Genomic DNA, 12,497 nt, shown 5'->3' with positions numbered 1-12,497 from the left:
CGCGGATTTCCCCGCATGCACGGTCAGTGTGTGCTGATAATCAACGTGGGCAGGAGTTGCGCCAGTGGTCAATGTGACGGATAAGGAGTTCAACGCAGCGTTGCCGGTCATGCAAAAGCTGCTATGGGCCGATCAGAAAGACAGGGAGCGGTTGCAGGGGCATGCGCTCAACATCATTCCCGCCAATTTCTACTCCAACACGCCTTCGATTTCCGAGACGCTGGGCTCCTACGAATACAGTGAGCCGGATCCTCCGTATCTGGCCTGTGGGATATTCGATCAACAGAAGCTGCGCATGGAGCTCGCCGAGCTGGTTCCCTATGCGGCCGATTTTTCCCCTGTAGAAGCCGGGAACGAGGAGACGTGCACCGCGTACTTCTGGAAAAACAGCCAGTTTTCCTACAGTGATGCCATGTCCTATTACGCTTACGTCAGGCGTATCCGGCCCCGGCGCATTGTGGAAATCGGCAGCGGGTTTTCATCATTGATTGCCCTCGAGGCGCTGCGGAAAAATGGCGCGGGCACGCTGAGTTGCATCGAGCCCTTTCCGAGGTCTTTCATCGCCTCGCTTGGCCGTGAAGGGGCACTCGACTTGCAGGTGCAACGTGCCCAGGACATCACCATAGAGGCATTGAACGCCACTCTGGAAGATGGCGATATCCTGTTTATCGACTCCACGCATACGGTAAAGACCGGCAGTGATTGCCTGCACATCTACCTTCGGCTGCTGCCCCGAATCACCCGGAAAATATTCGTGCATGTTCACGATGTCTTTCTTCCATTCGGCCTGCCGCAGCGCTGGCTGATCGATCACCAGATCTATTGGACGGAGCAATATCTTCTCCTGGCGCTGTTGATTGATAACCCGCGGGCCAGGTTGTTGTTTGGCAGTGCCTACCACAAGCATTTCAATGCCGATCTGTTGGACAGCCTCATGCACGGTCGCTATGAAAGTGGCGGTGGCAGTTTCTGGTTCGAATACGATGGGCGCCAATAGAATCATCAAACGCTCTGCCCGGCCCTGAATGGCCGGGCTTTTTCAAGCCTCCTGCTTGTCTTCCTGCCCGGGCCTGCTCCAGTGCCCTGTACCTCCTCCCCAAAAAGCCATCAAACCACGACGCCATTGTCCTGAAAGCGACGCCTTTGTCTGTGGGCGTATTGCAAAGATATTTCAAGAAGGTATTAATATAGATATGCGTATATCGAATATCGATACAGGTGAATCTTGAACGGCTCTTTGAATCCTTTCAGTTGTCTCTGGAGTGACGCGTCATCTGCCACCTCCCTGACCCGGGCGCTGCCTGCCAAGGCGCGTTGTGTCGTTATCGGAGCGGGTTATACGGGGCTGAGCAGCGCGCTGGAGTTGTCGAGGCGGGCTGGCGCGACAGCGGGGGAAGGCATCGTGGTGATTGACGCGATGGCAGTTGGCGAAGGAGCCTCCGGACGCAACGGCGGCCAGGTCATTCCCGGGTTGAAACTCAATCCCGAGCAACTCGTCCAGCGTTTCGGCGACAAGCGGGGTCCTGCCCTGGTCGAGGCCGTCGGCGGTGCCGCCGGGCATGTCTTCGAGCTGATCAAGCGCCTGAACATCGACTGCGAGGCCCGCCAGGATGGCTGGCTGCAGGCCGCACACAATGGCGCCAGCCTGTTCGACCTGGAACAGCGCGCGGCCCAGTGGCGAGGGCTGGGGGCCGATGTTCGGATCCTGGATGGCGCCCAGACGGCAGCGGCACTGGGCACCTCGATCTACCAGGGCGCCTTGCTCGACCTACGGGCCGGCCAGTTGAATCCCTACCGATACGCGCAGGGACTTGCCGCCGCCGCGCGGGCTCAAGGCGTGGACATCTTCGAATGCACCCCCGCGCTGGAACTCAAGCGTCGGAACGGTCGCTGGGTGGTGGTGACGGACAAGGGCGAGATCGAAGCCGGGCAGGTGGTCATCGCCACCAATGCCTACTCGTCACCGCTGTTGCGTGCCTTGCCACACACTTACGTGACCCTGTGGAGCCTGCAAGCCGCGACGGCGCCATTGTCCCGCGACCTGGACCCGCAGATCCTGCCCGGCGGACTGCCGGTATCGGATACCTTCCGGGTCCTGCGCTATTTCCGGCGCAGCGCCGATGGTCGTTTCATCCTCGGGACCCGCGGGGCGTTCCGTGATCAGTTGGGGCCCGTCGACCTGGCCCGTGTGCGCCAGGAAATGCTGCATATCTACCCGGCGCTCGAAGCGGTCCCGCTGACTCACTGCTGGACTGGCCGCGTCGCCGTCCCAGCCGCTTCCATCCCCTTGCTCAGCCAGCCGGAGCCAGGGCTGACAGTAGCGCTCGGCTACTATGGTCGAGGCGTGGCCATGGCCACCCGGATGGGCTCGTTTGTCGCCGATCTTGTGCAGGGCCTGCCAGCCAGCGAGATCGTGTACCCGGTCACGCCGTTCAAGGCGATGCCCGTTGCCCCGCTGCATCGCACCGTCGCGCAGATCACGGCCAACGTAATGCGTGTACGGGACCTGATCGAGCGACGTGCCAGAGGAGGGCGCTCATGAGCCTGTCTCCCGATAGACCGACCGTCGCGCTGCCCGGCGCTGCCGGTGCCGTGGTGGTGCGCCGTTCCCGGGCAAGGTTGTTCGATGCCTTGCTGAATCTTCCCGGCGGGCTGATCACCTTCACCCTGATCCTGTTCGCCCTGGGGCTGCTGCTGTTCATGAGCCTGCGGGTGAACGACGGGCAGATCCTCGGCACGGCCTTCACCCTGGACAATCTCAAGCAGGCGTTGATCGACCCGCTGACCCGGCTGGTGCTGCTGCGCTCGATCCTGCTCTCGGCCATCGTCACCTTCGCCACCGTTGCGCTGGCGTATCCGGTGGCCTACTTCCTGGCCTTTCACGCCGGTCGCTGGCGTCACCTGTTGCTGTTCCTGGTGACGCTGCCGTTCTGGACCAGCTACCTGCTGCGGGTCTTTGCCTGGAAGATCGTCCTGGCCTACAACGGCGTGCTCAACTCCGGGCTGCTGCACCTGGGGCTGATCGACACGCCGCTGAACGGCATGCTCAACACCCCGACGGCAGTGGTCATCACCCTGGCTCATGCCTACGCCGCGTTCGCCGTGCTGCCGCTGTTCATCTCTCTGAACGGGCTGGCGCGCAACTTGCTCGAAGCCGCCGACGACCTTGGCGCCACTCCGCGCCAGCGGTTCATGCGGGTGGTGCTGCCGCTGTCGATGCCTGGCGTGCTCTCCGCCGCGCTGGTGGTTTTCGTCCCGACGGTGGGGGACTACGTGACGCCGGCGCTGGTCGGCGGTCCGGACAGTTCAATGATCGGCACGCTGATCCAGGCCCAGTTCGGCAAGGCCAACGACTGGCCCGCCGGTGCCGCCCTGGCGGTGATCAGCATGCTCACCATTGCCGTCGTCGTGCTGCTGGCGCAATGGATCTTCACCCGCTGGAGTACCCGCACATGATTGCCTCACGTTTTCCCGGCCGTCACTGGCTGGTCGGTTATGTCGCGCTGTACCTGGTGTTTCTGTACCTGCCGACGCTGCTGATCCCGATCTTTTCCTTCAACGACTCCATTGCCCCGGTATTTCCGCTCAAGGGCTTCACCCTGCAGTGGTACCAGGGCCTGATCGACAACCCGCGCCTGAGCGACGCGGCCCTGAACAGCCTGTGGGTGGCGACTTTTGCGGCAGCGATCGCCACCGCCGCCGGTTGCCTGATCGCCTACGCCGACCTGCGCCGCAGCACGCCGTTGGCCCGGGGGATTTCACTGCTGGCGCGGCTGCCGATCCTGTTGCCGGGCGTGGTGCTGGGGATCGCCCTGCTGGTGGGGGTGAACCTGATCGGGCCGGGGCCATCGCTGGGTTCCATCATCGTTGGCCATGTGTGCTTCTGCCTGCCGACCACGGTGGTGGTCATGCGCAGTCGTTTCGCGGCCTTTCCCCGCAGCCTTGAAGAGGCCGCGATGGATCTGGGCGCGGACGAGTGGACCACCTTCGTCCGGGTGGCCTTGCCGCTGGCACTGCCGGGCTTGCTGTCGAGCTTCATGCTCGCCTTCATCACCTCGTTCGACGAGTTCATCGTCGCCTTTTTCCTGGTGGGCACGGAGCCGACCCTGCCCATCTATATCTGGAGCCAGCTGCGCTTTCCCAAGCAACTGCCCAGCGTCATGGCGCTGGGTACGGTGATCCTGGTCACCTCGGTGATTCTCGCTGCGTTGGCCGAAAGCATTCGGCGTCGCGGCACTCGTCCCTCTGCCACTACCACAATGAAATAGCTCGGAGGTCTCATGAAAATCCGCAGGACTGAAAAACGCTCGTGGGTAATCGGTCTGGGCGCTTTTGCCCTGAGTTTCACGCTGTTCCAGCAGGCCGCCAATGCCGCGGACTCGGACAAGCTGACCTACTTCACGTGGTCGGGGTACGAGTTGCCGCAATTCCATGGCGACTTCGACAAGGCTCATCCCAAGCAGGTGGATATCTCGGTGTTCGGCGACGATGACGACGCCCTGTCCAAGGCCCGCGCGGGCTTTCACCCCGATCTCGCGCACCCTTGCTACGACAAGCTCGAGCGCTGGAAGCAGGCCGGCCTGATCCAGCCACTGGACCCGGCGCGCCTGAAGAACTGGGACCAGATCTTCCCGGTGTTGCGCAACCTGCCGGGTATCGTCGATGCCGACGGCAAGGTCTGGATGGTGCCATGGGACTGGGGCAACACCTCGATCCTGTACCGCACCGACCTGGTCAAGAACCCGCAAGCCAGCTGGAGCATGCTCTTCGATCCGAAGTCGCCGTATGCCGGGCGCATGGCGACCATCGACGCGGTCCACGACACCCCGCTGGTGGCCGCGGTCCTGTCCGGCGTCGACCCGTTCGCCAAGATGACCCCGGAGCAACTGGACAAGGTCGGCGCGATGCTGCGCCAGCAGCGGCCGATCATGTCGTCGTACACCACCGACATGACTTCGGTCGAACAGGCGCTGGCCAGCGGTGAACTGGTGGCCGCCATGGCCTGGAACGCCTCGGCCACCGCGCTGAAGAAACAGAACGTGCCGGTGGCCTTCATGAAGCCCAAGGAAGGCATGCTGACCTGGGTCTGCGGCATGGTCATGCTCAAGGATGCCAAGCATGTGGACCTCGCCTACGACTTTATCAACGCGCGCCTGAGCGCCGACTCGGGGGCCTCGCTGATCAATGAGTACGGTTATGGCAGCGCCAGCCAGGCGGCCTTTGCCAAGGTGCCGGCGGCCAAGCTGGAAGAACTGGCGCTGCCCAACGACCCGGAAAAAATGCTCCGCGAGACGGTGCTGACCAAGCCGATTCCGAGCAATGACGAACTGGCCAAGCTGTTCGAACGGGTCAAGGCGGGCGGCTGACCGAGTACCCGGCCGATGCCCGAGGCGCCGGCCGGTGCAACCTGACTGATCAACGCCATTTGCGGAGCAACCTACTGTGTCCAATTCCTGCGTGGTAAGCCTCAGAGGCGTGAGCAAGCGTTACACGGAAAAAATCCTCAGTGTCGACAACATCGACCTGGACATTGCCAGTGGTGAGTTCATCAGCCTGCTGGGGCCCTCCGGCTGTGGCAAGACCACGACCTTGCGGTTGATCGCAGGCTTCGAGGGGCCGACGGCGGGACACATTTTCATCGATGGCCAGGACCTTACCGAGGCACCGCCTTATGGCCGGCCCGTCAATACGGTGTTCCAGGATTACGCCTTGTTCCCGCACCTGAATGTCAGTGACAACGTCGGTTTCGGCCTGAGCCTGGCTTCGGTTCCGGCGGCTGAAGCGCGCCAACGGATCAAGGCCATGCTCGAACTGGTCGGCCTGGCCGACAAGGCCAAGGCCCGGGTGCAGGATCTCTCCGGCGGCCAGCAACAGCGGATCGCCATGGCTCGCGCGCTGGTCTGCCGACCACGGGTGTTGCTGCTCGACGAACCGCTATCGGCCCTGGATGCGCACTTGCGCCAACACATGCAGGTGGAGCTCAAGCGCTTGCAGGCCCAGCTCGGCACCACCTTTGTGATGGTCACCCATGACCAGACCGAAGCGCTGTCGATCTCCGACCGGATCGCCGTCATGCGCGCCGGTCGCATCGAGCAGGTGGCCAGTCCGGCAGCTCTCTATGACGAACCGGCGACGCCTTTCGTGGCCGGCTTCATCGGTGCCAGCAACCTGTTGCAGGGGGAGGTGACCGATACCGGCAATGAGCTGGTCGGCGTGAAGGTCGGCGCGTTGCAACTGACTGCAAAAAGCCAGGCGCCGCTGCGCGCCGGCGACCGCGTCACCGTGTCGCTGCGCCCGGAAGACCTGCGCCTGCAACCTGACGGGCCGCAACGTACCGGTCAGGTCGGTGCCCAGGGCCAGGTCCTGCAGACGCTGTTCCATGGTCGTGCCCTGCGCCTGCAGATCCGCCTGCCGGGTATCGACAGCCTGACCCTGGATCTGCCCCGTGATGTGGTGGCCCGGGAGTGTCCGGCGCTACGGGCGGGCGACAGCATTTACCTGAGTGTTTTCCCGGGTGCGGCACGGGTGTTCGCTACACCTGCCGTCCTGCCCTGAGTCCGGATCTTTCGAGGAGTTTTTTCATGAGCGCACCGTTTCAAACGCTGGCCCAGCGCAGCACCGCCGACTGGCATCAACGCTTGCAGGGCTTCGACTACCGTATCCAGAACTTTATCGACGGCGAGCGCTGCGACGCTCTGTCCGGGGCCACCTTCGACGTGGTCAACCCGGCCACCGGCCAGGTCCATGCCACGGCGCCACGCAGCGAGCAGGCCGACGTCGATCTGGCGGTCAAGGCGGCCCGCAAGGCGTTCAGTGCCGGCGGCTGGTCGCGCCTGGCGCCTCGGGAGCGGATGGCGGTGCTGTATCGCTTTGCCGACCTGATCGAAGCCAACACCGAAGCGCTGGCGATGCTCGATGTACTGGACACGGGCAAACCCATCAGCGACATGCTCGAGGTCGATATTCCCGGCTCTGTGCTGTCGTTCCGCTTTTTCGCCGAAACCATCGACAAGCTCGAAGGCTCCGTCACCAGCACCACGCCCGAAGCGCTGCACTATATCCTGCGCCAGCCCCTGGGGGTGGTGGGCCTGATCGTGCCGTGGAACTATCCGTTGCTGATGGCGGCCTGGAAACTGGCGCCGGCCCTGGCCATGGGCAATACCGTGGTCCTCAAGCCGGCCGAGCAGTCACCGGGCAGCGCGGTCCTGCTGGCCGAGCTGTTTGTCCAGGCCGGCGGTCCGCCCGGGGTGTTCAACGTCGTCCAGGGCCATGGTGCGCAGGCGGGGGCGGCCTTGGCGCTGCACATGAATGTCGACAAGATCGCCTTCACCGGCTCGGTGGAGGTGGGCAAGAAAATGTTCATCTATGCCGGCCAGTCGAACATGAAGCGGGTCACCACCGAATGCGGCGGCAAAAGCCCGCAGATCATCCTCTCCGATGTGGCGGACCTGGACCGCGCCGTCAGTTACGCGGTCAACGGCATCTTCGCCAACCAGGGCGAGGTGTGCAACGCCGGCTCCCGCCTGCTGGTGCAGGACAGCCTGTATGACGAATTCGTCGAGCGCTTCAGTGCCGTTGCCCAGGCCCGCTACCTGCCGGGCGATCCGTTCGATCCGCGGACGAAGATGGGCCCGATGGTGTCGTTCGACCAGCAGCGGCGTGTGCTCGGCTATATCGACAAGGCGCGGGAAGAGGGAGGGCGACTGGTGTTTGGCGGCACGGTGCCACAAGGCCTGGAGCACGGCGCCTATGTCAGCCCGACACTCTATGCCGACATCGACCCGGCCATGACCCTGGCCCGCGAAGAGGTCTTCGGCCCGGTGGCGGCGGCCATCCGGGTCAGCGGTCTGGACCACGCGCTGAGCATTGCCAACGACTCGATCTACGGACTGGCGGCGTCCGTCTGGACCCAGGACATCGACAAGGCCCTGACCTTCGCCCGCGATGTGGAAGCGGGTATCGTCTGGGTCAACTGTTTCGATCACGGCGACATGACCCAGCCGTGGGGCGGCTTCAAGCAATCGGGCAATGGCCGTGACCGTTGCCTCGAAGCGTTGACCCAGTATTCGCAGACCAAGTCGATCTGGGTCCATCTCAACCGTTGACCGACGGGGTCGCCGCGGGGCGTGCTGGTTCTGCCCCGCGACGATGCCTATAATCCGCCGGGCTTGCGAGGCCTTCATCCGTCCACCCATCATCCGAGAGTTCATGAGCACGTCAGAGCACATCCCCCCCGAGAAAGCGTCGGCAGACAAGTCTTCGGCCGAGCAGTCGCCGTTGTTCGCCAGCACCCTGGCGCGTGGACTGGAGGTGATCAGGGCCTTTCGAGCCGGTAATCCGAGCATGAACCTGCCGGAGATCGCTGCCGCCACCGGCATGACCAAGAGTGCCGCGCAGCGTTTTGCTTTCACCCTGGAGTCCCTCGGCTATCTGCGCAAGGACCCGCAAAGCAAGCGTTACCAACTGACACCACGGGCATTGTCCCTCGGTTTCGGCTTCCTGCAGACCGACAGCCTGATCGACCGGGCGACGCCGTACCTGCACCAGCTCAACCGCGAATGCCACGAGAGCTGCAACCTGTCCGAGCCCGACGGCCACGACATGGTCTTCGTCGCGCGCTTCCCCAGTCATAACCAGGTGATGATCCCGATGCCCCTTGGCCTGAGCCTGCCCATGTATTGCACCGCTTCGGGGCGGGCCTATCTCGCCTATCTGGAACCAGGGGAAAGCCATGCGCTGCTGAGTGCCATGCCCCGGCCGCAGCAGACCAGCGCCACCATCACCGACCTCGACGAATTGTCCAGGGTCATCACCAGGACCCGTGAAGAGGGCTACTGCATTATCGAGGGGGAATATTTCCTCGGCGACATCAGCCTGGCCGCGCCGATTCTCGATGCCGCGGGGATGCCGCTGGGCGCGATCAATATCTCGGTGCCCGCCAGCCGCTGGAACCTGGAAGACGCCCGGCGCGAACTGGCTCCGGCGCTGATCCACACCGCCCATGCGATCTCCAGCGCCGGCCAGAGCCAGCGGGCCGGAGGCTTTCGCTAGCCGGCGCCACCGTCGCGGCAACAGACAGCACATATCTGCAATTCCTGTCGTCCAGCGACGGGGATAGTGACGCAGGTCCCCGGCATTCCCGCCAGCGGCCCGCTACTTCCCTTCCTGCGACTGCAAGCACAACAGGAGTTGTTCATGAGCACGTTCGTGACACGCGATGGCACCGAGATCTATTACAAGGACTGGGGCTCCGGCAAACCGGTAGTGTTCAGCCACGGCTGGCCGCTGGATGCCGACATGTGGGAATACCAGATGGAGTACCTGAGCAGCCGCGGTTATCGCACCATTGCCTTCGACCGGCGCGGTTTCGGTCGCTCCAGCCAGCCCTGGGACGGCTATGACTACGACACCTTTGCCGATGACCTGGCCGGGCTGATCGAGCACCTCGATCTTGAAGCGGTCACGCTGGTGGGGTTCTCCATGGGCGGCGGCGATGTCAGTCGCTACATCGCCCGCCACGGCAGCCGCCGGGTTGCCGGCCTGGTATTGCTGGGGGCGGTGACCCCGTTGTTCATCCAGACCGACGACCATCCGCAGGGCGTGCCGAAAGCCGTGTTCGATGGCATCAGGGCCGGCCTGCTCAAGGATCGTGCGCAGTTCATCGCCGATTTCGCCAGCCCGTTCTATGGCACCAACCACGGCCAGGTGGTTTCCCAGGGTGTGCTGACCCAGACCCTGAATATCGCCCTGATGGCTTCGCTCAAGGGCACCGTGGATTGCGTGACCGCGTTCTCGGAAACCGACTTTCGCGCGGACATGGCCAGGATCGATGTGCCGACCCTGGTGATCCATGGCGACGATGACCAGATCGTGCCATTCGAGGCCACCGGCAAGCTGGCCGCCGCGATGATTCCAGGCGCGCGGCTCAAGGTCTACGCCGGCGCCCCCCACGGTTTCGCCGCGACCCATGGGCAGGCGCTGAACGAGGACCTGCTGGCCTTCCTCGCGGGCTGATCCACCGCGACACGGCGGGTGACCATCGTCAACCTGGCCAGGGCCGCGACTGATGCCCGGGGCCAGCGGTGGTCCCCGGGCGTCGACGGCCAGAACGGAGCGAAGATCCGCCAGTGTGTGTGGTAGTGGGGTGGCCCCTCGCGGTTGCCGGTTTGCTCCATCGTTCTGCAAGGCCGCCAAGTGCGGTGGTCAGCAAACGCGGAGAACACACCTACATGCCTACATCCACTGACAGCGAAGTTTCCCTTGAACCTCCCGAGGAGACGGGGGCGTACTTCGAATGGTTGATCGACACGCTGCTCGTTGAGTTTGATGACGCCGACATCGAGCCGATTTGCGTGGCCAGCGGTATCGACGAACCTGTGCTGCACCAGGTCTATCCCCAGGCACGGCAGCCCCCGGCATTTTTGCTCGATACCGTGGAGCGCTTCCGGCTCGACCGGGAGATCAGGCGCTTTATCGAGCATCCCGAAGACGAGACACCGGCAAAAGATGCCGACGTACAACGCTATCTGCAACAAGTGGGACTGCAACTGATCTGGCCCACGTCACGGGTCTTGCAGCTGTTCGAAGCAGGAACCGCCAACCGGGTCGAATACCCGCGGGACAGCGCCGAGGACTTGCCGCGAATCTCGGTCAGCGAGGCTCAATTGATGGCCGGCGACCTGTGGATCAGCGTGCTGAATCATCTGGATGACGAGCAGATCAGGGAGTGGCTGGGGGCTGACTACGCCTCGGCCGCAGACCGCCTGTTGGCGTTGAGGCGCAAAGCCGGTGAAGCCCTTGCCCGGCGCCGTCACGAAGTGTTCGACATCTGTTATCAGTTCCGGCAGCAGTCGGGCGATTCCCAGGTGGGGCAGGTCAGAAGATTCTTTGCCGATCTGCCGACCTCCATGGTACGGGAACTGATCGCCCGGGCTGACGAGGACGAGCTTGGTCAGTTATCCACTGCGCAGGTGGCCCCCCCGCGGATGCTCCGGGATGCGCAGTGGTATCGCCAGCAGTTGCGCTTGAACCGCGCGTACGAGGGGCTCTACCTGGCCTCGGCGGCTGGAGAGGACAGCGATGTGCTGGTGCTGCACACCCTGGAAACCTTGCCTTGCTGGCCCGGCTGCATGCGGATCGAGGTGCGCCAGGATAGCTCCGCGGGGACCTTGCTGGACAGCATCGGTCTTGAGCAGGCCGAGTTGCAGCGGGTGCTGGTACGGGCGGATGGGCGCTATCGGGTCTACAACGGCCGGGGCCAGACACTGGGTGAGGCGGTGGATATGGTCACGGCCTTGCGGGCGGCCCTGCCCAGGTCGGTGCGCAGGACGCTGGACATGCCGCTTGAAGCCGATGCCAGTGCATTGAGGGCCCTGCTTGTCGATCACACGCCGTTGCCCCGCGTGCAATTGCTCGCGGCGTTGGGAATGACTGCCGTATCGCCGCCGGTGGCGGTCATGCGCCGCTAGCGGTCCCGGGCTTTTGCCGGTTCGTCCGGCTGCTGCCCGGCGAGTCGTCAATGTCCGCCGGGCGTCATCCTGGTGTGGGCCTGCAGGCACTGCACCAGGGCATCGAACACCGCCTTGCAGCTCGCGCTGGCCCGCAGGTCCTCGTGCATGGTCACCCAGGTTTCCAGCTGGAAGGTGAAATGCTCGCCGAGGACCCGCACCAGGTTCGCATCGCGCTGGGCCAGGGCGCTCTGGCAGATGCCGATGCCACAACCGGCGCGGATCATTGCCAGTTGCGCCAGGTTGTTGTCGGTGCGGAGGGTGAAGGTTTTTCGCTGCCAGCTGGGGAGCCGCTTGCTCGCGGAACGCACGAAGGGTGTTTCACTGTCGAAGCCGATCAGTGCGTGTCGGGCGAGATCCGCCGGGAGGTGGGGTGTGCCTTGCCGTTGCAGATACTCGCGATGGGCATAGAACCCCAGTTCCACCTCACCGATCCTGCGGGCAATCAGGGCGTCCTGGCGCGGCGTGGTCATGCGCACGGCAATGTCGGCTTCCCGCTGGAGGAGGTCGAGAACCCGGTCCGTAGCCAGCAGTTCGATCCTCAGTTGCGGATGAGCCTGCCGCAGGCGGGCGAGCATCGCCGGTAGCACCTCCACCGCGATCACTTCGCTGGCCGAGATCCGTACTGTGCCGTTGACCTGCCCACCCTGGGCCGTGGCCGCGCGCTCCAGGGCGGCGGCGGTATCGCGCATCGACTCGGCGTAGCCACGCAGGCCCAGGGCGGTCTCGGTCGGTAGCAAGCCGGTTTGCGAGCGGATGAACAGCGGCTGCCTGAACGAGGCCTCAAGCGCGGCGATATGCCTGCCGGCGGTGGGTTGGGTAATGCCCAGCGCCCGCGCCGCGCCCGAGAGCGAGCCCTCTGTCAGCACGGCCAGAAAAGTACGGTAGAGCTCCCAACCTATCGATTTGTCCATGCATAAATGTATGGCTGATCGCTTCTCTTGTGCAATTTATTTGATGAAGGATCGGGCCCAGACTTTGCTCACCACG

11 protein-coding genes are annotated in these 12,497 nt (G+C 63.8%); 10 read left to right on the top strand and 1 reads right to left on the bottom strand.

Annotated features, from left to right (window positions below; translation table 11 throughout):
• Positions 1–64 precede the first annotated feature (64 nt).
• The 10 genes from ACL9RJ_RS23155 (at position 65) to ACL9RJ_RS23110 (ending at position 11,468) form a co-directional block, all read left to right on the top strand.
• Positions 65–997, top strand: coding sequence for a class I SAM-dependent methyltransferase (locus ACL9RJ_RS23155; protein WP_177106762.1), 933 nt, complete (start codon positions 65–67; stop codon positions 995–997).
• A 228-nt stretch (positions 998–1,225) separates the two neighbouring features.
• Positions 1,226–2,542: an NAD(P)/FAD-dependent oxidoreductase gene (locus ACL9RJ_RS23150; RefSeq protein WP_422765706.1), complete on the top strand. Its 1,317-nt coding sequence runs from the start codon at positions 1,226–1,228 to the stop codon at positions 2,540–2,542.
• Complete coding sequence (locus ACL9RJ_RS23145; protein ID WP_017123874.1) at positions 2,539–3,456, top strand: ABC transporter permease; 918 nt, start codon at positions 2,539–2,541, stop codon at positions 3,454–3,456. The genes ACL9RJ_RS23150 and ACL9RJ_RS23145 overlap by 4 nt, the downstream gene beginning before the upstream one ends.
• A complete protein-coding gene (locus ACL9RJ_RS23140; RefSeq protein ID WP_103032900.1) occupies positions 3,453–4,268 on the top strand; it encodes an ABC transporter permease in 816 nt (271 codons plus the stop codon). The genes ACL9RJ_RS23145 and ACL9RJ_RS23140 overlap by 4 nt, the downstream gene beginning before the upstream one ends.
• Before the next feature lie 12 nt (positions 4,269–4,280).
• A complete protein-coding gene (locus tag ACL9RJ_RS23135) occupies positions 4,281–5,366 on the top strand; it encodes an ABC transporter substrate-binding protein (protein WP_422765705.1) in 1,086 nt (361 codons plus the stop codon).
• 109 nt (positions 5,367–5,475) lie between these two features.
• Positions 5,476–6,555 carry an ABC transporter ATP-binding protein gene (locus ACL9RJ_RS23130; protein ID WP_017123877.1) on the top strand — a complete coding sequence of 360 codons (1,080 nt, stop codon included), beginning with the start codon at positions 5,476–5,478 and terminating at the stop codon, positions 6,553–6,555.
• 26 nt (positions 6,556–6,581) lie between these two features.
• Positions 6,582–8,105, top strand: a complete 1,524-nt coding sequence (locus ACL9RJ_RS23125; protein WP_422765704.1) for an aldehyde dehydrogenase family protein — start codon at positions 6,582–6,584, stop codon at positions 8,103–8,105.
• A 103-nt stretch (positions 8,106–8,208) separates the two neighbouring features.
• Positions 8,209–9,051 carry an IclR family transcriptional regulator gene (locus ACL9RJ_RS23120; RefSeq protein WP_042934454.1) on the top strand — a complete coding sequence of 281 codons (843 nt, stop codon included), beginning with the start codon at positions 8,209–8,211 and terminating at the stop codon, positions 9,049–9,051.
• A gap of 144 nt (positions 9,052–9,195) precedes the next feature.
• Positions 9,196–10,014, top strand: coding sequence for an alpha/beta fold hydrolase (locus tag ACL9RJ_RS23115; RefSeq protein WP_177088280.1), 819 nt, complete (start codon positions 9,196–9,198; stop codon positions 10,012–10,014).
• 215 nt (positions 10,015–10,229) lie between these two features.
• Positions 10,230–11,468, top strand: a complete 1,239-nt coding sequence (locus ACL9RJ_RS23110) for a hypothetical protein (protein ID WP_103032899.1) — start codon at positions 10,230–10,232, stop codon at positions 11,466–11,468.
• A gap of 47 nt (positions 11,469–11,515) precedes the next feature.
• Here ACL9RJ_RS23110 and ACL9RJ_RS23105 read toward each other — a convergent pair whose 3' ends face one another.
• On the bottom strand, positions 11,516–12,421 hold the full coding sequence (locus ACL9RJ_RS23105) for a LysR family transcriptional regulator (protein WP_422765703.1): 906 nt from the start codon (positions 12,419–12,421) through the stop codon (positions 11,516–11,518).
• Positions 12,422–12,497 lie beyond the last annotated feature (76 nt).

It is taken from the genome of Pseudomonas sp. Mn2068 (assembly GCF_049319725.1).
Classification (GTDB): domain Bacteria; phylum Pseudomonadota; class Gammaproteobacteria; order Pseudomonadales; family Pseudomonadaceae; genus Aquipseudomonas; species Aquipseudomonas gingeri.
The sequence above is the reverse complement of the archived record's forward strand: the minus strand, read 5'-3'. Positions and strand labels throughout refer to the sequence as shown.